Origin of the sequence: Duganella dendranthematis, from assembly GCF_012849375.1 — a bacterium.
In the GTDB taxonomy this organism is placed as follows: domain Bacteria; phylum Pseudomonadota; class Gammaproteobacteria; order Burkholderiales; family Burkholderiaceae_D; genus Rugamonas; species Rugamonas dendranthematis.
Map to the genome: position 1 here is coordinate 4,172,422 of NZ_CP051684.1, position 19,043 is coordinate 4,191,464.

A 19,043-nucleotide genomic window follows, 5' to 3' on the forward strand; every position below is an offset into this window, starting at 1 on the left:
GTACAACACTCGGAGCTTTGCTGCGTCAATGTCCATCCTTACCAAGGGAGAATTCACACACGGACACGGATTTCAGGATAACAAGTTTCATAATATATACACAATTGTACAACACTCCGCAATCTAATACTCAGCAGCAATACAAAAAAGCTCTTCCCGCAAGGTATTGTTGTCGGTCTGCAACATTGTGTGAGAATTATACACCGACTTGTGTGATAAGCTCAGTCGTGCACGCTTTGTTTATCGATTAAAGTTAATTGTATAACAATTGCGTTGTAAAGCAGCTCACTGAACACTGCGAATATCGCGAGTTTGAACAAACTATTGCCAAGTGTCAACAAAACAATACCGCGCATGACCGCACGGTACAAGTCGATTTACGCTTGCTTACATTCCTGAAGCGCTTGTTGACGTCAAAGGTGTGCCTGCGGCGCCGCTACGCTCCAGCCGTACCGTCCGTCCCAACTCCACCACCGACATCGCGTAGAAGTAGCTGCGGTTGTACTGCGTGATGGCAAAGAAGTTGGCGTTGGCCAGCCAGTATTCGGTCGGCTCGGCGCCATTCTGCAAGTCCACCAGACCATACAATTGATCCGGCGCCGGCGTGGCGGTGGTGACGCCGGCCGCGTTCAGTTCGCCGTTGCGGTACTTGGCCGTCAACCCCTGGTTCAGCAGGCTGTCCCAAGCGCGGTTGGGCGACACGGTGGCCGCATACACCGGCGGCCCGGCCAGCTCGCGCTGCCAGCCGTGCGCGGCCAGGAAGGCCGCCACGCTGCCGATCGCGTCGCTCGGGGAGTTCAGCAGATCGATGGTGCCGTTGCCGTCGAAGTCCACCGCATATTTCATCAGGCTGCTCGGCATGAATTGCGGCATGCCCAGCGCGCCAGCAAACGAGCCTTTCAGCGACAGCGGATCGGTGCCGCTCTGGCGCGCGAACAGCAGCGTGGCTTCCAGTTCGCCGCGGAAGAATTCCATCCGCTCACGGCGCTGCGGCGCTTCTGGATACGAGAACGCCAGTGTGGTGATGGCGTCCAGCACGCGGAAGCGGCCGGTGTTGCGGCCATACACGGTTTCCACGCCGATGATACCGACGATGATTTCGGCCGGCACGCCGTACAGCGATTCGGCGCGATTCAGCGCCTCGGCATTGTCGTTCCAGAACTTGATGCCGGCGTCGGTGCGCACCGGATCGATCATCAGCTTGCTGTAGGCTTGCCAGTTCTTCGGTTTGCCGGGCGGCGCCGGCTTGACCAGCTGCACGGCGGCGTCCACATAGCGGACTTGATTGATCAGCGTGGTCAGCTCGGCACGGTCGAAGCCGTCGCGGGTGGCGATGTCGTCGAGGAAGGCGCGCACTTCTTTCCAGTCGCCGAAGTTGACGAATTCGCCGGTGTAATCGATTGCCGGCACAGCTTTCTTGACGGGCGCTTTCTTGGCTTTCTTCTTGGACTGCATGCTGGGCGGCAGCTTGTAGCCGTACTGGTCCACCGGAGCGGCGTGGCTGGCGGCAAGGGTGGCTGCGCTCAGCAGCAGGGCGGTGATCAAGGTCTTCATCGGCATAAGGGTAGCAAGGTTGTCAGCGTCGCCAGCGACGCCGAACGTGATTCGGTCCCGCCGGCGCCATACTTCAGCATACCGTACAGGTGCAAAAACTGCTCCATGGCAGCGTGTTTTTCCGTGCTGGCGGGCATGGTCCGCAGCCGCGCCGCATAGCTGCGCGGGCCTTCGGACGGCGCCCGGCCGTAGCCGTGGCGTAGCTGCTGCCGGCAGAAGGCCGCGTACAGCGCCTCCAGCGCATCGACCGGGCGGCGCGCGCGCTGCCAGCGCAGCACGGCCAGCAAGACCGCCACCAGCACCGCACCGAGTGCCGTGCGCCAGTGGCCGAACATGCTGCTTAGTTCCTCAAGGAAACTCCGCTGCCTATCGGGATTGTAATCCAGTACCCATTGATTCCAAGAATTATTCAGTGCGGCATAGGCGAATCTGAGTTGCGCCAGCCACGAATCGGGATTGTTTTGCAGGTCCAGCAACGGCGCCAGGCCGAACGGGGCGGGACGCGGCAAGGCGCGCGCCAGGTTGCGTTCGACCCGTTCGGGGGCGACGGCGGCGGTGGGGTCGACGCGCTGCCAGCCGCCTTGCTGGCTCCAGATCTCGGCCCAGGCGTGGGCGTCGGACTGGCGCACGGTCAGGTAGCCGTCGACCGGATTGCGTTCGCCGCCCTGGTAGCCGGTGACCACCCGCGCCGGCACGCCCATGGCGCGCATCAGCACCACGTAGGCGCCGGCGTAGTGTTCGCAAAAGCCGGCGCGGGTAGTGAACAGGAAGTCATCGACCGCGTTGGCGCCGGTGAGTGGCGGTTCCAGCGTGTAGCGATAGTCTTGCGTGCGGAAGCGGGTCAGCACGGCATTGCTGAGTTGCTGGACCGGCGCGTCGGCGGGGGTGGCGGCGCGCAGTCGCTGCGCCAGCGCCAGCGTGCGCGGGTTGAAACCGGCCGGCAGTTCCAGCCAGTGCATCATGCGCTGCGGGCTTTCTCCGGCCTGCAGCGTGTAGTCGAGATAGGCCGCCGCGTCGTAGCGCACGCGGTGGGTGACCGGCTCGGTGGTGAATTGCTCCATCTCGTCGCTGTCGCGCAGGCGGAAGCCGGGCACGCTGAGATCCGGCGCGGCCAGTTCCAGCAGCGCCAGCCAGCGCGTGTTGCTGGGCTCCATGGTGGTTTCGTAGCGCACCGGTGCGCCGCGCGCGTGGATCGCCACTTCCAGCCGCTGTAGGCCGCGTTTGCGCGGCACGCGGGTCCAGGTGCGGCCATCGTAATCTCCCAGCACGATGCTGCGCCAGTACAGCTGCTGCTGTGCCGGCACCGCGCCGGCAAAGCGCACGCGGAACGCGATGTCGTCCGACTGCGCCAGCGACGACAGCGTGCCCGGTGCCATGCTGTCGTTCAGGCCCGAGCGCGCGCTGTTGGCGTCGCCTGGCAGTCCCCACAGCGGCCCCTGAATGCGCGGGAAGGCGACAAACAACAGCAGCGCCAGCGGCGCGGCCAGCGCGCCGACCTTGAGCGTGATGCGCAGACGGTGGGCCAGCGTCGGCACCAGGCTGGTGTACTGAAACGACTGTTGCGCGGTCAATAGCACCAGCAGCGTCAGCACCGTCCACAGCGCGGTCGGCATCGACTGCGAGTAGAGGAAATTGGTCAGCAGGACGAAGAAACTGAGGAAGGTGACCACGAAGAGGTCGCGTCTGGCGTGCATCTCCAGCAGCTTGAAGGCCAACAGTAGCACCAGCATGGCGACGCCGACCTCGCGGCCCAGCAGCGTGTGATAGCTGCGGTAGACGCCGGCCATGGCCGCCACCGCGATCGGCACCAGCAGCCAGGTCGGCGGCATGCGCTTGCCCAGCCAGGTGATGGCCGCGCGCCACAGCAGCGTGGCGCAGGCGAGGGCGCTGATCCACAGCGGCAGATGGGCGAAATGCGGTGCCAGCACCATCAGCGAGGCGGCCAGTAACAGCAGCGTGTCCGACTTGTCGCGCGTCAGCCGCAACGCCAGCCGCGCGCTGCTCATCGCTGGCCATCCAGGCCGAATAGCGCCAGCGCCTGCAGGCAGGCGGCGCGATGGGCTTCGCCGTGCGCCGGGCCGTAGTCGTGCTGGGCAAGGCGGAAGCGGTAGGGCAGCGCGCGCTGCTCGGCCTCCATTACCCAGCCGGTCATGCGCGACAGTTTCTGCTCCAGATCCATCTGCAACGGCAGCGCGGCAAAATCGAGCGCCAGTTCTGCCACCGCGCCGCCTTCGAAATGCTTGGTCACCAGTTGTCCGCCCAGCGCCGGATCGTGGCGCGCAATCTGCCGCCACGCCAGATGCCGCATCGGATCGCCGGCCTGATACGGCCGGATGCCGGCAAAATTATCCAGCCCCACCGTACCATGTCCATCCTCGCTGGCCGCTCCCGACGACGGCAGCGCCACTGCCGGCCATTCCGGCGCCGGATACACCAGCACCCGCGCGTCCGGCTGCCAGTAGCTCCACGCCTTGAACAACCCAAGCGGAAAGCGCGTCACCAGCCGCACGCGCGGCGCGACCAGCCAGCCGCGTTGCCGCGCCGGCGCCGACAGACTCACCGCGCTGTCGCCACCCGCCACCACATCGACCGCCTGGCGCGGTTCGCCGTCAGCCTGAAAGCCCAGCCACACCGCATAACGATCGCGCCGGCTGCGGTTGCGCAGATACAGGTCGAACTGCGCCTCTTCGCCGGCAAACACCGGCGGCGCGCGGCCCGGCGCCAATTGCAGCAGCGCCAGGTTGCGGGCGGTGAGCACCATATCGGCCACCGCGCAGGCGCCGGCGAAGAACGTCAGCGCAAAGCCCAGGCCCAGGTTGTAATTCAGCGCGCCGACCAGCATCACCAGCAGCAGCACGGCAAACATCATGCCGGCGCGGGTCGGCACGATGAACACGCGGCGCATGGTGAGCGTCACCGTGCCCGGTTCACTGTCGCGCAACTGGAACAGCCACTGGTCGCGGCCTTTTTTGTACAGCGCGTGCAGCACGCCGGCCATTTACACCGGCACCGACGCTTGCAGTTGCAGCACCAGGTCGCGGCTGGCCAGGGCCACGCCGTGCGCCGATTTCAACGGCCGCAGACGGTGCGCACACACCGGCACCAATACCGCCTGCACATCCTCCGGCAGCACATGGTCGCGGCCTTCCAGCGCCGCCCACGCGCGCGCCGCCTGTAACAGCGCAATCGCCGCGCGCGGACTCAGTCCCTCCGCGAACATGCCGTTCTGGCGCGAGGCCGCCGCCAGCGCCTGCACATAATCGATCAGCGAAGCCGACGCGTGAATCTGGCGCAGCGCTTGCTGCGCCTGCATCAGTTCATCCGCCGTCATCGCCGCCGGCAGGGTTTTCAATAGCGCGCGCCGGTCTTCGCCCATCAGCAGCGCGCGCTCGGCGGCGGCGTCCGGATAGCCTAATGAAAGACACATCAAAAAACGGTCGAGCTGCGACTCGGGCAGCGGGAAGGTGCCGACCTGGTGGGCCGGATTCTGGGTGGCGATGACGAAGAACGGTTCCGGCAGCGCGCGCGTGACGCCGTCGGCGCTGACCTGCCGTTCCTCCATCGCCTCCAGCAAGCCCGATTGGGTCTTGGGCGTGGCGCGGTTGATTTCGTCGGCCAGCAGAACCTGCGTGAAGATCGGCCCCGGATGAAACACAAAGCCATTGCGCTCACGCTCGAAAATCGAAATGCCGTTGACATCGGCCGGCAGCAAATCGCTGGTGAACTGGATGCGGTTGAAGCGCAGCCCCAGCGAAATGGCCAGCGCGTGCGCCAGCGTGGTCTTGCCGACACCAGGCACATCCTCGACCAGCAAATGGCCGCCGGCCAGCAGGCAGGCCAAGGCCTGGCGGATCTGCAAATCCTTGCCGACGATGATGCTGCCCACTTGGCGGGCTACCGCATGCAATTTTGTGGTCATGATATGTATGGTAGATTAGCGCCTAGAAGCGATTCTATGCGAGAAACCGCTTGTCGCAGCAAAAAAACGAGACACCAAGTCACATGAGCACAGCCATCTACACCCATCCCGACTGCCAGCGCCACGACATGGGCGACTGGCATCCCGAATCGCCGGCACGTTTGCAAGCCATCGCCGACCAGTTGATTGGCTCGCACATCAGCGACCTGCTGGATCACCGCGAAGCGCCGCTGGTCGATCCGGCCGACCTGGCGCGCAACCACAGCGCCAACGCCATCGCCATCGTGCGCGACAACGTGCCGGCCGAAGGCGACACCTATCCGATCGACGGCGACACCTCGCTCAACGCCTGGAGCTGGCGCGCCGCCCAGCGCGCGGCCGGGGCGGCGGTGGCGGCCACCAACGCGGTTATCGACGGTGAAATCGACAACGCGTTTTGCTCGGTGCGTCCACCCGGTCACCACGCGCGGCCGGTCGAACCGATGGGTTTCTGCCTGTTCAACAACGTCGCCATCGCCGCCAAGCACGCGCTGGATGTGCGCGGCCTGCAGCGGGTGGCCATCGTCGATTTCGACGTCCACCACGGCAACGGCACCGAAGAAGCTTTCAAGAACGAGCCGCGCGCGCTGATGGTTAGCTTCTTCCAGCACCCGTTGTATCCGTACTGCGATCCGCAGCCGATCACCGACCACCAGGTCAACGTGCCGGTGCCGGCCCACACCAAGGGCGACGTGGTGCGCCAGATCGTGACGGAAAAATGGCTGCCGGCGCTGCATACTTTCCAGCCGGAGATGATCTTCATCTCGGCCGGCTTCGACGCCCACCGCGAGGACGACATCGGCGGCATGGGGCTGGTGGAGGCGGATTACGCATGGATTACCGAGCAGATGATGGAGGTGGCCAGGCTGTACGCCAAGGGCCGCATCGTCAGCTGTCTGGAAGGCGGCTACAACCTGTCGGCGCTAGGCCGCAGCGTGGTCGCCCATCTGAAGGCGCTGGCCGAGATTTAAGCCAGCGCCGGCACCGTCAGGGCGCCTGCTTCAGGTTCTTGTCGAGGAAGGCTTCCACCCGCTGCCAGAAGGCGATACGGGTCTCTTCCTTGCTCCAGCCATGGCCTTCGTTGGGATAGGTGATCAGCTCGACGTTCGGATTACTGCGCTTGACCGCGTCGTAGAAGCGGGTGGCGTGCACGATCGGCACACGCCTGTCTTCCAGGCCGTGCGCCATCAGCAGCGGCTGTTTCAGTTCAGCGGCGCGCAGCAGCGGCGAATACTGGCGGAAACGGGCGGCGTCGGTGGCGTTGTCGGGATCGCCGATCAGCGTGCGCATGCCGTACTTCAGGTTCTCCTGCGATGCGTCCGAATAGGTGGTGCTGAACAACAGGTCGATGTCGGTGACGCCGGCCCATTCCACGCCGCAGCGGAACACTTCCGGATTCTGGATCAGCCCCATCAGCGTGGCATAGCTGCCATAGCTGGCGCCCATGATGCCGATGCGCTTCGGATCAGCCCAGCCCTGTTTGACGGCCCACTGCGCGGCGTCCACCAGATCGGTTTGCATGGCCATGCCCCATTGCTTCAGGCCGGCGTTGAAGTGGTCGGCGCCGAAGCCGGTGCCGCCGCGGAATTCCGGCTGGATCACCACATAGCCGCGCGAGGCCAGGAACTGCGCCTCGCTGTCCCAATCCCAATACGCGCCGCGCACGGCCGGACCGCCATGCACCAGCACCACGGTCGGACGCGGGCCGCTGGCTTTGCCGGGCGGCAGCGTCACGTAGGCCGGGATGCTGCGGCCGTCGCGCGCCGCAAAGCGGTGGAGATCGCGCAGGCCCATCTCGGCGGCCTTGATGTCGGGATGGGCGTAGCCCAGGCCATCCATCTTGCCGCTGTCGCGGTGGTAGATGATGTATTGCGGGGGCTGGCGGTCGGAAGTGGCCACCACCAGCAGCACCGGCGCCGTCAGGCATTCGTCGGCGCAGAACACGCTGTTGTTGGTGGTGGTCAGCATACCGTCGATCTTGGCCTGTTCGGCCTTCAGCGCCGGATGCATCCAGTAGGTGGTGCCGGCGTCGGTGTACAGGTGCAGGCCGACCAGGCGGCGGCTGGCGTAGTCGATCACCGCTTCGCCGCAGTAGTCGAAGCCGGGCACCGAGACGATCGGCTCGGCGTCGATCTTCATCGCCTTCAGGTCGTAGCGGAACAGCGCGCCGTAGCCCTTGTGGTTGGCTTGGACGTACAGCGTGTCGTCACCGTCGAAGAATTCGGGCGAAAAACCTTTGCCGACGATGCAGTCGTCGTTGTTCAGTTCGCGCCATTCGCCGCCGAGGTCGGAGCGGTAGGAGGTGGTGCAACGGCCCTTGCGCTGCGAGACCGCCACGCGCGGCACGCCGCGATTGTCGGCCAGCCACGTCAATGCCGAGGTCGGCTGCGTGCCTTCCAGGCCGCGCAGCTGGCGCGTGCGGGTGTTCAGGCGGTACAGGCGCGCGTGGTCGGGCGAGGGGTCGATGTTATTCCAGAAGTATTTCTTCAGCAGGATGTCATCCGAGCCGTCGTGCATGACGTCGAAGAAGGCGTAATCGGAAGTCAGCAGCTTGCTGGCGATGAAGCTGCCGGTCGCCTCCTGCTGGTGCTGCAGGTTGCCGGTGATCAGATGCGCCAGGTTGCTGCCGTCGCGGTCAGCCGCCATTTCGTCGAGGTTGCCGTTGAATTCGATGCGGCGGTTCTTGATGGTGAAGCCGACGCGGTTCTCATTGATCCAGTGGACCGCGATGATCACTTCCTCGTTGGAGGTGCGGATGATGTGTTTGTACTTGGCCGCGTCGGCCGTTTCGTGCACGGTCAGCACGCTGGCGCCGCCGGGCAGGGTGGTCACCATGGTGACGTAGCCACCTTTCGGCGATAGTTCGACGTGGTTGGCTTTCGGCGCCTGGAAAAAATTCTCGGCACTGGGGGCGGCGAGCGCTGGGCCGGCGAGCAAGGCACTGGCCAGCAGCAAGAGGGAGGTCACACAGCGGTGGATCACGATAAGGCCATTTATGATTGGTAATTATGCAATCATAAATGGCAACTTATCTATTGGCAACGACTTTTTGCTGCCGGTAAAACGGCTTATTGCTGATGCACTGCCTGGCCGTTCTTGGCCGACCAGCGGTACAGGCTCCAGACGATGGCGGTGCCGACCACCAGCGCGATGGTCATGGTCGTACCTTCGCTCATGCTGTTGGCGACGGCCAGCGGCTCGCCTTTGCCGGACAGGACGATGAGGCCGGCCAGCGCAACGTTGAACAAGCTCTCGCCAACGATGAAGCCGGACATCACCAGCACGCCGATGCGCTTGGCCGACTCGCCGCCGGCGCGCTTCTCTACCGCGCGGTCGAATACCCAGCCGGCGACGGCGCCGATCACCACCGGGGTGATCACTGCGCTCGGCAGGTAGATCGCCAGGCCCACGCCCAGCGGCGGCAGGCTGTACTTGTCGTTGCTGGATTTTTTCAGCACGAAGTTAATCAGCACCAGCGCCAGGCCGATCAGCACGCCGTAGCCCAGCAGTTTCCAGTCCAGGTTGCCGCCGATGACGCCCTTGGCCAACGTCGAAATCAGCAGCGCCTGTGGCGCGGCCAGCGGCTCGTTGGAGATCGCATCCAGATTCGGCGCGCCGACGAAACCGTTGGCGTGGTTCAGCAGCTCTAGCACCGGTGGCACCACGCACGAACCGGCGGCAACGCCGATCAGCAGGCCGACCTGTTGCTTCCATGGGGTAGCGTTGACCAGCTGGCCGGTCTTCAGATCCTGCAGGTTGTCGTTACCGATCACGGCCACTGCAAGCACCACGGTGGTGACGAACAGCGCGAAGGCGATCAGCGCCTGCGCCACTTCCGGCCCCATCACGCTGCGGCCGACGAAGCCCACGCTCAGCGCGGCGCCGAGAATGGTCAGGATGGCGATGCCGGACACCGGCGAATTCGACGAGCCGATCAAGCCCGCCATATAGCCGCAGACAGCGGCGGCGAAGATACCGGCGATCAGGATATAACCGACGCCCACCGCCACCAGCGGCACGGCCAGCGACATCAGCGGGCCGCCTTGCAGGAAGCTGGCCAGCAGCCAGCCAGCCGGCACCAGCGCGATCAGCGTCACCAGGCCGACGACGAAGATCGGCATATCCATTTCAGTGCGGTCCAGCACGGCGCCTTCGAGCTTGGCTTTGCGTGCGGTGTCCATGGCCGATTTCAGGCCGCCCAGGATAGGCTTGGCCAGGCCGGCCAGTGTGATGATGGCGGCAATGCCGATCACGCCGGCGCCGATCATGCGCACTTCCTTGGACCACACGCCCAGCGCGTGGCCGGCGGCATCAACGCCAGCGGCGGCCGGCGTCAGAGATGTCATCAGCGGCACTAGCACGCCCCAGGCGATGATGGTGCCGACGCCCATGGCGACACCGACCGTGATGCCCATCAGGTGGCCGGCGCCGATCAGCGCCAGCGAACTCGATGCACCGATGCCGGTGGCGCCGGCGCCGGTGCGGAAGTAGATCGACACTTCGGCCGCCAGCAACTTGGCGGCGGCGCCGGCGGCAAACAGCGCCGACGTCAGCGCGCCCCAGATCACGGCGCGCAGGCCAGCTTTGCCTTCAGCGGCGCCGGCACGCGAGGCCATGCCGACTTTCAGCACCTCGGCGGCGGCCACGCCTTCCGGATACGGCAGGTTCGATTGCGACACCAGCGCGCGGCGCAGCGGCACCGTGTACATCACGCCCAGCACGCCGCCGATGGCGCAGGCGCCAAAGGTCGGCCAGAACGGCACGTGAGCCCACCAGCCGATCATCAACAGGCCGGGCAGCACGAAAATCACCGACGCCAGCGTGCCGGCGGCCGAGGCGATGGTCTGCACGATGTTGTTTTCCTGGATGGTGGCATCCTTGAATGCGCTCAGCAGGGCCATCGAGATCACGGCGGCCGGGATCGAGGTGGCGAAGGTCAGGCCGACCTTCAGACCCAGGTAGACCTGGGCTGCGGTAAATACCAGCGTAATCAGAATGCCCAGAATAATGCCGCGAAGGGTGATTTCCTTCGGGTTGGACGGTGCAGCTATGCTCATCTTCAGCACTCCGGAGTTGTTGTTTGTATAATTTTGAAAGTAAGGCGCCCCATGATAAACGAATACCGGGCTGGTTAGCAGGTAAAATAGCAGGTTGTCAGAACGTTTTTGAAGGTCAGAGCATGTCGATACAATGGTACCCAGGGCATATGAACGCCGCCAAAAAGAAGGCGGCGGAACAGATGGAAAACACCGATCTGGTGATCGAAGTGGTCGACGCGCGCCTGCCCGAAGCCAGCACCAATCCGATGGTGGAGGAGCTGCGCAAGTTCCGCCAGCGTCCGTGCCTGAAGATCCTCAACAAGATCGACCTCGCCGATCCGGCCGCCACGGCGGCCTGGGTGGCGTACTACAACGCCCAGGAAGGCGTGACCGCGTATGCGATGACCACCAAGAAGCCGGCCGACGTGGCGCGCATTCCGGACTTGGCCAAGCAGCTGGCGCCGCATCGCGGCGTGCCGACCAAGCCGCTGCGCATCATGATCATGGGGATCCCCAACGTCGGCAAGTCGACGTTGATGAACGCGCTGCTGAAAAAACGCGTGGCCAAGGTGGGCGACGAGCCGGCCGTGACCAAGCAGCAGCAGAAGCTGTACCTGGACAAGAACACGGTGCTGGTCGATACGCCCGGCATGCTGTGGCCGAAGATCGCGCTGCCAAGCGATGGCCTGATGCTGGCAGCCAGCCACGCGATCGGCTCGAATGCGCTGATTGAAGAAGAAGTGGCGGAGTTCCTGGCCGGCGAGCTGCTGCTGCACTATCCGGAACTGCTGGTGGCGCGCTATGGCTTTAAAGACATCGAAACGTTTGACGCGATCGGCGTGGTGGAAGGCGTCGGCATGAAGCGCGGCTTCCGGCAGAAGGGCGGCGACCTGGATTACGAGAAGGCGTCGCACACCTTCCTGGGCGACTACCGCAGCGGCATCCTGGGCCGCATCTCGCTGGAGACGCCGGAGACGCGCCGCGTGCGGCTGGAGCAGCACGACGCTGAAATGGCAGCGAAGGCCGCCGAAAAAGCCGCCATCGCCGCCGAAAAAGCCAAAGCCGCCGCCAACGGCAAGCGCGGTACGTAATTAGCACCCAACCCGCAGGGCAGAGCAGGGGTCTGACCCCGTACGGGGTCAGACCCCGCGTCGGTTCGGGGTGCGGTGCAGAAATTTACGCCGCAGCCTGGCCGAAGCGGAAACTGCTCACGGCCAGGCCGCCCATAAACGCATCCTCGTGATACGGCATGGCGGCGGCTTCCTGCTCCGCCGCGCCCAGCACCACCATCAACGGTAGCAGATGCTCTTCACGCGGATGCGCCATGCGCGCAGCCGGCGCTTGTTCCCACTGCATCAACTGCGCCGCCCGCTCCTGCGGCGGCAGCGCCATGGTCTGCTGTAGCCACGCGTCAAACGCGTGCGAAGCGGACGCCCCGGCCGCATTGAACGCGCGCAGATTGTGAAAACTCAGCCCGCTGCCGATAATCAGCACACCCTGGTCGCGCAACGGCGCCAGCAAGCGGCCGATCTCCAGATGCTCCTTCGGATCGAGGCCATAGCGCAGCGACAGCTGCACCACCGGCACATCGGCGTTCGGATAAATCGGATACAGCGCGCTGAAGGTGCCGTGGTCGAAACCACGCTGGTCATCCAGCACCGCCGTGTGGCCGCCCGCTTCGAGCAGCTCCTTGACCTGCGCCGCCAGCTCCGGCGATCCCGGCGCGGCGTACTGCACTTCATAGGTATGCGGCGGAAAACCGCCGTAGTCGTAAATCATCGGCGGCTTGGGCGAGGACGACAGCATGAAATCGCGGCCCTCCCAGTGCGCGGTAATCACCAGCAGCGCTTTCGGCGTGACGCCGATCTGGCGCGGAATATCGCGCAGCGACTCATCCAGTTTGGCGTAAAGATGGCCAACCTGGTCCATCATGAAGGGCCATGGGCCGCCGCCGTGGGACAGGAAATAAGTAGGGAGTGTCATAGGAGTTCCTTTCATCCTTCACTATAAGTACGGCGGCCTCCCGTATCAATGGGGTAAATATAGATGGATCGTATCGAAATCCTGAATGATCGATGGCGCGCCTTGTCAGGCGTATAATGCCGGCTTCTGGTGCCCGCCTTGCGCAAGCAGGTGAGGTTAAACGGGAAACACAAAGCCGCTGTCGCCCTTCGAGCGCCGGCCAAGGTGTGCTGCCCCCGCAACGGTAACGCCGGCGTCATCGCCGTGCCAGCCCGGATATCGGCCAGATCAGGGGGAGGTCGCAGCGCGGCTTCCGTACACTTCCAGCTTGCGGGGACGCAGGCGGATGTCTCTTTTGAAAATGATAAACCATGAACGCCTCCGTACTTCGCCCGCGCCTGCTGGCCGCCGCTGTTTCCCTGTGCTTCGCCGTACCCTTCGCCGCCCAGGCTGACGATGCCGGCGCCGGCGCCGGCCTGACGTCGGTTGTCGTCACCGGCGCCCGTTTCGACGCCGAACCGTCGCTGGCGCCGATCGGCGCCACCATCATCAGCGCCGACGAGATCCGCCGCGCCGGCTCCAGCGACGTCAACGCGGCGATCCGCAAGATCGGCGGCGTGTACGGCCGCCAGAGCCTGGACGGCAGCCCGGATTACGGCCTCGATCTGCGCGGCTTCGGCACCAACAGCAGCCAGAACATGGTGATCGTGGTGGACGGCGTGCGCCTGTCGGAAAATGAATTGAGCAACGCCATTCTGTCGACCATCCCGATCGACACCGTGGAGCGCATCGAAATCCTGCGCGGCGGCGCCAGCGTGTTGTACGGCGACGGCGCCACGGCCGGCGTGATCAACATCGTCACCAAGCGTCCGGGCCAGTACAGCAGCCGTGGCAGCGTGTTCCTCGAAGGCGGCCAGTTCCACGCGGGCGAGGCGCGCATCTCCGCCGCCCAGGCCTGGAACGGCTTCGCCGCCGACGCTACACTGGACCACCAGCGCAGCGACAACTACCGCGACAACAATGAATTCAAGCAGACCAACTTTAGCGGCGGCGCGCAGTGGTACGCCAATGAATTCGACCGCATCGGTTTCCGCTACGAAGGCGCGCGCCAGGACATGCGCTTTGCCGGTTCGCTGACCGAAGCGCAATTTAAGACCAATCCGCGTCAGACCAACACCCCGGACGACAACGGCTCGCTCGACAGCGACCGCCTGACCGTGTCCGGCCAATACCGCCTGTTCGGCCATGATGTCGCCGCCGATCTGTCGTACCGCAAGAAGACCGTGGAATCGACCTATGTATTCGGCGGCTTCCCGTCGACCACCACCTACGACAGCAAGCAGCTGCAATTCTCGCCGCGCGTGCGCAAGCTGGGTGCGATCAACGGCATGGTCAATGAACTGGTGGCCGGCGTCGATTTCATCAAATGGGAACGCACCACGGAGTCCGGCTACTCGGCCGCTGACGCCAACCAGAAATCCAAGGCGATCTACCTGCGCGACGAACTGCGCTTCGATCCAGTACACGAAGGTCGCATCTCGGCCGGTGTGCGCCGCGAAATCTTCGACAAGGACTTCGTCGACCCGCTGGCCTTCGCCGGCTACAACGTGGTGCAGGGCCTGAACGCGTGGGAGCTGCAAGCCAGCTACATGCCGGTATCGAACCTGACCGTGTACGGCAAACTGGGACAGAGCTACCGCGTCGCCAACTCGGACGAAAATGCCTACACGCCGGTGTTCAACAAGCCGCTGGCGGCGCAACAGTCGCATGATGCGGAAGTCGGCGCCAGCTACGCCAACGCCACGCAGAAAGTCACTGCGCGCGTGTTCCGCAACAACCTGACCAACGAGATCTTCTACGATCCGACATTGAACGGCTTTGGCGCCAACACCAACCTGGATCCGACCCGTCGCCAGGGCTTCGAGCTGGATGCTGAGCAGCGCATCGCCGCCGCCTGGACCGTCAATGGCCACTATCAGCACGTGCAGGCCAAGTTCCGCGAAGGCGCCAACAACGGCCGCGAAATGGTGCTGGTACCGAAGAACGTGCTGACCGCGCGCCTGAGCTGGACCCCAGGCAGCGGCCAGACCGCCGATGTCGGCGCGCAGTGGGTGGACAAGCAGCGCTACGGTTCGGACTTCGACAACAGCTGCTCGGGCGAGATGCCGTCGTTCACCACGCTGGACGCCCGCTATGCGCGCAAGTTCGGCCAGTGGGAGTGGGCGGTGTCGGGCCAGAACCTGGCGGACAAGCATTACTTCTCGCAGGCGTTCAGCTGCAAGGGCGGGATTTATCCAGCCGATGGCCGCCAGTTGAAACTGTCGGCCCGCTATGAGTTTTAAAACCCGGTTCTAAGCAGGGCTTAAGGCTGGCTTAATACCCCGGCCAAAGCCTTGGAAAAGTGGTAATCTCCCCGCGTTTGCCACTTATTTCACACTTGAAGGATAGTTATGCGTCTGCTCAATTTGCTGCGTCCACTGATTGCCACCGTCGCCTTTATGGCCGCTGCCGCCGGCGCATCCGCCGCCGACTTCAAGGATGGCCTGGATTACAACTCGGTCAACGGCCCGGCGCCGGACACCGGCAAGAAAGTTGAAGTGCTGGAGTTCTTCATGTACCACTGCCCGCACTGCAACGCGCTGGACCCGGACCTGGCAGCGTGGGTCAAGAAGAACAGCGACAAGATCGTGTTCCGCCGCATGCACATGGGCGACGATCCGCAGGCCAAGGCGTTCTACACGCTGGAGTCGATGAACCTGCTGGGCAACGGCATGCATGAGAAAATCCTGCGCGCCATCCACGTCGACCACAACCGCCTCAACACCGATCAGGCTTTGCTGGACTTCGTGGTCAAGAACGGCGTGGACAAGGCCAAGTACCTGGAGACCTTCAACTCCTTCGGCGTGCAGACGAAACTGAAACGCGGCCAGCAAGTGGCAAATCAGTATAAACTCGATAGTGTGCCGGCAGTGGTCATCGACGGCCGTTACACCACCTCGCCAGCCGTGGCAGGCCATGGCCTGACCTCGGCGGCGGCCGCACATACGGCGATGTTTGCGGTGATGGATAGCCTGGTGGCGAAGTCGCTGCAGGAACGCGCCGGCAAAAAGTAATCAAGGAAGGACGGGTAGGGCAATGAAATTTCCACGCAACGATCGTGAAGAGGCCGAGCAGCAGGTCATGAAGATTTACAAGGAATCTTCGCCCGCGCTGGAGACCTTGTTTGAATGGTCCTACATCAACCACGTGGCGTGGAGTCTGGTGATTGTGTTCCTGGGCGTGATCCTGTGGATGGGCGTGGCCCTGGTGAACGCCGAGAACCAGCGCAATGCGCTGATCACCAAGCAGTGCCGCGACCCGATCTTCAAGACCGAGCTGGATAAAAAGTGCCTGCGCAGCGTGCAGTCGCGCGATCACTGGTGGGAACATCTGACGTATGCGATGTCCCACCTCAGCCCTGAGAAGTAAATGAAGCCGGTGCTCCTGGTGACCGGCAGCAGCCGTGGCATCGGCGCCGCGACCGCACTGTTGGCCAGCCGGCGCGGTTATGCGGTATGCATCAACTACGTCAGCAACGCTGATGCCGCCGAGCGCCTGCGCGCGCAGATCGTGGCGGAGGGCGGCGAGGCCATCGCGGTGCAGGCCGATGTCGGTATCGAGGCCGATGTGCTGCGGCTGTTCGCCACCACTGACACGCAACTGGGTCCGCTGACGGCGCTGGTCAACAACGCCGGCGTGCTGGAACAGCAGGGCAAGCTGGCCGATATGTCGGCCGAGCGCCTGCAGCGCGTTTTGAATACCAATGTCCTGAGCTACTTCCTGTGCAGCCGCGAGGCGGTGCGGCGCATGTCCACCGCGCGCGGCGGACAGGGCGGCGGCATCGTCAACGTCTCGTCCGGCGCGTCGCGCCATGGCGGTGGCAATGTGTACGTCGACTACGCCGCGTCCAAAGGCGCGGTGGATGTGCTGACGCTCGGCTTGTCCAAGGAAGTCGGCCCGGAAGGCATCCGCGTCAACTGCGTGCGGCCGGGGATTATCTACACCGAGATCCACGCCAGCGGCGGCGATGCGGACCGCGTCGACAAGCTGGCCTCCAGCGTGCCGCTGGGACGCGGCGGCCAGCCGGAAGAAATCGCCGAAACCATCCTGTGGCTGCTCAGCGAACAGTCCTCCTACGTCAGCGGCGCCATCGTCGACGCGGCCGGCGCGCGCTAGCGATCTTCAATCACAGCTTGAAAGTGCTTCAAGCGCTGGCCGCATTCCCCGGCCGCGCGTGCGCGTGCAGAATGGTGCATCCCCTCTACGAAAGGAAGCACCATGAAAGCTCTGATCTTTGCCAGCCTGCTGGCAGCTGGCGCGGCCCACGCCGACCCCGTGACCGACGCCGCCCGTACCTACGCGGCTTTCTGGAATACCGGCGACCCAGCGCTGGCGCGGCAAGCGCTGTCCTCCGACTTTATCGACCGCACGCTGCCGGCCGGCCGGGAGCAGGGCGTCAACGGTCCGCTACAAGCTTCAAAAGGATTTCGCGCCGCCGTGCCGGACCTGAAAGCGGAAGCTACCCATGTCGTGCCGAATGGCGACCTCGTGTCAGTGCGGCTGCACTTCACCGGCCATTTCACCGGCAAGTTCGGCGAGGTGCAAGGCAAGGGCCAGGCGATCGACTTCCAGGCCTTCGACCTGTATCACGTGGTGGATGGCCGCATCGCCGAGAACTGGCATCTGGAAGACAACCTGACGCTGTTGCAGCAGATGGGCATCATGCCAGATCCGCAAAGCGCTGCATCAAAAACGCAATGAGCAGGGCGATGCGCGGCGGTTGATAGCGGTTGCGGTGGTAGAGGATATTCAGCGGCGCGCTGTCGGTGAAATATTCGTCCAGCACCGTCGCCAGCCGTCCGCAGCGCAGGTCGTCGGAAATATCCAGGATCGATTTGTAGGCGTAGCCCTGACCCGCAATCGCCCACTTGCGGATAATCTCACCGTCGTTGCTCTGCTGCGTGCGGCGCACGCGTACCGACAGGCGCTCGTCGGCGTCGTCGTTGCTGCAATAGCGCCAGTCCTGCATCGGGCCGAGCGCGGTCACCAGCACCAGCGTCGGCAGGTCGGCCAAGTCTTCCGGCAGGACCGGGCCGCCGGTTTGTGCGATCAACGACGGCGCCGCGCACACCACGCGCCGGCTTGGCGCCAGCACGCGCGCCACCATTTCGCTGTCGGCCAGTTGGCCGTAGCGCAGCGCCAGGTCGATATCGTCCTGCACCATGTTCGAGGTGTTGTCGCTCAGCGTCAGCGCGTACTGCACTTCCGGATACTGCGCGCGGAAAGCGTCCAGCATTGGCATCAGCACATTGCGGCCCAGATCCGATGGCGCCGAAATTTTCACCATGCCACGCACGCTGGCGGTGCCCGAGTGCAGGCTCGATTCCGCCTCCGCCATCAATGCCATCGCCTGTTCGCTGAAGTGGCGATACAAAATGCCTTCCTCGGTCAGCCGCAGCTGGCGCGTGGTGCGCTCGAACAGCTTGACCTGCAACGACGCTTCCAGGCGCTGGATGCTGGCGCTGGCCGCCGCCGGCGACATGCCTTGCTTGCGGCCCGCAGCGGAAAAGCTGCCCAGCTGCGCGGCGTCGAGGAACAGGCGTATCAGGTGGCTATCCATGGATCACCACCGTGCAGGTGGTGCCGGCCACCAGGTCGAGGTCTTTCGGCTTGGCGTCGATGTGGATGCGCACCGGCACGCGCTGTGCCAGCCGCACCCAGTTGAAGGTCGGGTTCACATCGGCCAGCAGTTCGCGGCCCAGGTTCGCATCGCGGTCGGTAATGCCGCGCGCGATGCTTTCGATATGGCCTTGCAGCACGGCCTGGCCGCTCATCATATGCATTTCCACTTTGTCGTTCACTTTCAGCAGCGGCAGTTTGGTCTCTTCGAAATAGCCTACCACGTAGAACGACGACGCGTTGATCAGCGCCAGCTTGGCGGCGCCGACGGCGGCGAAGTCGCCCGCATACACATTCAGGTTGGTGACGTAGCCGGTGACCGGCGCCCGCACCACGGTGCGTTCCACATTTAGCTGCGCCAGGTCGCGCGCGGAAACGGCGGCCTGGTATTGCGCCGACGCGGTGCCGACTGCCGCCTGCGCGGTCTCCTTGCTTTCGGCCGAGACGATCGAGCTGTCGAGGTCCGCGCGGCGTTTAGCCTCGTTGGTGCGGCGGCCTTTTTCCACTTGCTGCGACGCCAGCAGCGCCTTCGACTGCAGCAGCGCGTTTTCATAGCGCGCCTTGTCGATCACGAACAGTACATCGCCTTTTTGCACTAGCTGATTGTCGTGTACCAGCACCTCGGTGACGATGCCGGAAACATCGGCGCTGATGGTGATGACGTCGGCCTTGACGCGGCCGTCGCGGGTCCAGGCCGATTCCATGTAATGGTCCCAGGCGGTGCGGCCAGCAAACAGCGCGGCGCCCAGCAACAGCATGGTCAGACAAAAACGGAAAATTTTAGATGCGCTCACAGAAGGCTCTCACGGAAA

General features: G+C 64.1%; 16 protein-coding genes and 1 riboswitch. Of the genes, 7 read left to right on the forward strand and 9 right to left on the reverse strand.

What is annotated here, in order from left to right; genetic code table 11:
• Positions 1–387: 387 nt before the first annotated feature.
• The 4 genes from mltB to HH213_RS19125 are packed head-to-tail and all read right to left on the reverse strand — an operon-like array spanning position 388 to position 5,473.
• Positions 388–1,560, reverse strand: coding sequence for a lytic murein transglycosylase B (gene mltB, locus HH213_RS19110; RefSeq protein WP_169113280.1), 1,173 nt, complete (start codon positions 1,558–1,560; stop codon positions 388–390).
• Positions 1,551–3,560, reverse strand: coding sequence for a transglutaminase TgpA family protein (locus HH213_RS19115; protein WP_169113281.1), 2,010 nt, complete (start codon positions 3,558–3,560; stop codon positions 1,551–1,553). The genes mltB and HH213_RS19115 overlap by 10 nt, the downstream gene beginning before the upstream one ends.
• Positions 3,557–4,552 carry a DUF58 domain-containing protein gene (locus HH213_RS19120; protein ID WP_169113282.1) on the reverse strand — a complete coding sequence of 332 codons (996 nt, stop codon included), beginning with the start codon at positions 4,550–4,552 and terminating at the stop codon, positions 3,557–3,559. The genes HH213_RS19115 and HH213_RS19120 overlap by 4 nt, the downstream gene beginning before the upstream one ends.
• Positions 4,553–5,473: an AAA family ATPase gene (locus HH213_RS19125; protein ID WP_110846842.1), complete on the reverse strand. Its 921-nt coding sequence runs from the start codon at positions 5,471–5,473 to the stop codon at positions 4,553–4,555.
• A gap of 83 nt (positions 5,474–5,556) precedes the next feature.
• On the opposite strand from HH213_RS19125, the gene HH213_RS19130 reads away from it, so the two are divergent.
• On the forward strand, positions 5,557–6,483 hold the full coding sequence (locus HH213_RS19130) for a histone deacetylase family protein (protein ID WP_169113283.1): 927 nt from the start codon (positions 5,557–5,559) through the stop codon (positions 6,481–6,483).
• A gap of 16 nt (positions 6,484–6,499) precedes the next feature.
• Here HH213_RS19130 and HH213_RS19135 read toward each other — a convergent pair whose 3' ends face one another.
• Positions 6,500–8,479 (reverse strand): alpha/beta hydrolase family protein, encoded by a 1,980-nt coding sequence (locus HH213_RS19135; protein ID WP_229263063.1) that lies wholly within the window; start codon positions 8,477–8,479, stop codon positions 6,500–6,502.
• 101 nt (positions 8,480–8,580) lie between these two features.
• Positions 8,581–10,569, reverse strand: a complete 1,989-nt coding sequence (locus HH213_RS19140) for an OPT family oligopeptide transporter (protein ID WP_169113285.1) — start codon at positions 10,567–10,569, stop codon at positions 8,581–8,583.
• Between the two features lie 149 nt (positions 10,570–10,718).
• On the opposite strand from HH213_RS19140, the gene ylqF reads away from it, so the two are divergent.
• Positions 10,719–11,642, forward strand: coding sequence for a ribosome biogenesis GTPase YlqF (gene ylqF / locus HH213_RS19145; protein ID WP_229263064.1), 924 nt, complete (start codon positions 10,719–10,721; stop codon positions 11,640–11,642).
• 85 nt (positions 11,643–11,727) lie between these two features.
• Here the strand turns inward: ylqF and HH213_RS19150 are convergent, their stop codons facing one another.
• Entirely contained in the window at positions 11,728–12,534 is an 807-nt protein-coding gene (locus HH213_RS19150) for a DODA-type extradiol aromatic ring-opening family dioxygenase (protein WP_174864420.1), read from the reverse strand.
• A 110-nt stretch (positions 12,535–12,644) separates the two neighbouring features.
• Positions 12,645–12,815, forward strand: a riboswitch (cobalamin riboswitch).
• A gap of 69 nt (positions 12,816–12,884) precedes the next feature.
• On the opposite strand from HH213_RS19150, the gene HH213_RS19155 reads away from it, so the two are divergent.
• From HH213_RS19155 to HH213_RS19175, 5 genes are all read left to right on the forward strand, one after another.
• Positions 12,885–14,855 (forward strand): TonB-dependent receptor, encoded by a 1,971-nt coding sequence (locus tag HH213_RS19155; protein ID WP_169113288.1) that lies wholly within the window; start codon positions 12,885–12,887, stop codon positions 14,853–14,855.
• A gap of 108 nt (positions 14,856–14,963) precedes the next feature.
• The gene (locus HH213_RS19160; protein WP_169113289.1) at positions 14,964–15,626 is read left to right on the forward strand and encodes a thiol:disulfide interchange protein DsbA/DsbL; all 663 of its coding nucleotides are present in this window, start codon (positions 14,964–14,966) and stop codon (positions 15,624–15,626) included.
• 22 nt (positions 15,627–15,648) lie between these two features.
• A complete protein-coding gene (locus HH213_RS19165; RefSeq protein WP_110846834.1) occupies positions 15,649–15,981 on the forward strand; it encodes a hypothetical protein in 333 nt (110 codons plus the stop codon).
• The gene (locus HH213_RS19170) at positions 15,982–16,728 is read left to right on the forward strand and encodes an SDR family oxidoreductase (protein ID WP_169113290.1); all 747 of its coding nucleotides are present in this window, start codon (positions 15,982–15,984) and stop codon (positions 16,726–16,728) included. It abuts the gene before it with no gap.
• A gap of 102 nt (positions 16,729–16,830) precedes the next feature.
• Complete coding sequence (locus tag HH213_RS19175) at positions 16,831–17,313, forward strand: ester cyclase (RefSeq protein ID WP_169113291.1); 483 nt, start codon at positions 16,831–16,833, stop codon at positions 17,311–17,313.
• On the opposite strand, the gene HH213_RS19180 is transcribed toward HH213_RS19175, so the two are convergent.
• Both HH213_RS19180 and HH213_RS19185 read right to left on the reverse strand, forming a co-directional pair.
• A complete protein-coding gene (locus HH213_RS19180) occupies positions 17,273–18,172 on the reverse strand; it encodes a LysR family transcriptional regulator (RefSeq protein WP_110846831.1) in 900 nt (299 codons plus the stop codon). The genes HH213_RS19175 and HH213_RS19180 overlap by 41 nt on opposite strands.
• On the reverse strand, positions 18,165–19,025 hold the full coding sequence (locus tag HH213_RS19185; protein ID WP_110846830.1) for an efflux RND transporter periplasmic adaptor subunit: 861 nt from the start codon (positions 19,023–19,025) through the stop codon (positions 18,165–18,167). Before HH213_RS19185 ends, HH213_RS19180 begins: the two co-directional genes overlap by 8 nt.
• Between the last annotated feature and the right edge of the window lie 18 nt (positions 19,026–19,043).

What these genes read in the sequence shown, in the direction of transcription:
- HH213_RS19160 (WP_169113289.1), top strand. Translation starts at nt 14,964, where the DNA reads ATGCGTCTGCTCAATTTGCTGCGTCCACTGATTGCCACCGTCGCCTTT.
- HH213_RS19140 (WP_169113285.1), bottom strand. Translation starts at nt 10,569, where the DNA reads ATGAGCATAGCTGCACCGTCCAACCCGAAGGAAATCACCCTTCGCGGC.
- mltB (WP_169113280.1), bottom strand. Translation starts at nt 1,560, where the DNA reads ATGCCGATGAAGACCTTGATCACCGCCCTGCTGCTGAGCGCAGCCACC.
- HH213_RS19120 (WP_169113282.1), bottom strand. Translation starts at nt 4,552, where the DNA reads ATGGCCGGCGTGCTGCACGCGCTGTACAAAAAAGGCCGCGACCAGTGG.
- HH213_RS19130 (WP_169113283.1), top strand. Translation starts at nt 5,557, where the DNA reads ATGAGCACAGCCATCTACACCCATCCCGACTGCCAGCGCCACGACATG.
- HH213_RS19125 (WP_110846842.1), bottom strand. Translation starts at nt 5,473, where the DNA reads ATGACCACAAAATTGCATGCGGTAGCCCGCCAAGTGGGCAGCATCATC.
- HH213_RS19170 (WP_169113290.1), top strand. Translation starts at nt 15,982, where the DNA reads ATGAAGCCGGTGCTCCTGGTGACCGGCAGCAGCCGTGGCATCGGCGCC.
- HH213_RS19150 (WP_174864420.1), bottom strand. Translation starts at nt 12,534, where the DNA reads ATGACACTCCCTACTTATTTCCTGTCCCACGGCGGCGGCCCATGGCCC.
- HH213_RS19165 (WP_110846834.1), top strand. Translation starts at nt 15,649, where the DNA reads ATGAAATTTCCACGCAACGATCGTGAAGAGGCCGAGCAGCAGGTCATG.
- ylqF (WP_229263064.1), top strand. Translation starts at nt 10,719, where the DNA reads ATGAACGCCGCCAAAAAGAAGGCGGCGGAACAGATGGAAAACACCGAT.
- HH213_RS19155 (WP_169113288.1), top strand. Translation starts at nt 12,885, where the DNA reads ATGAACGCCTCCGTACTTCGCCCGCGCCTGCTGGCCGCCGCTGTTTCC.
- HH213_RS19175 (WP_169113291.1), top strand. Translation starts at nt 16,831, where the DNA reads ATGAAAGCTCTGATCTTTGCCAGCCTGCTGGCAGCTGGCGCGGCCCAC.
- HH213_RS19115 (WP_169113281.1), bottom strand. Translation starts at nt 3,560, where the DNA reads ATGAGCAGCGCGCGGCTGGCGTTGCGGCTGACGCGCGACAAGTCGGAC.
- HH213_RS19180 (WP_110846831.1), bottom strand. Translation starts at nt 18,172, where the DNA reads ATGGATAGCCACCTGATACGCCTGTTCCTCGACGCCGCGCAGCTGGGC.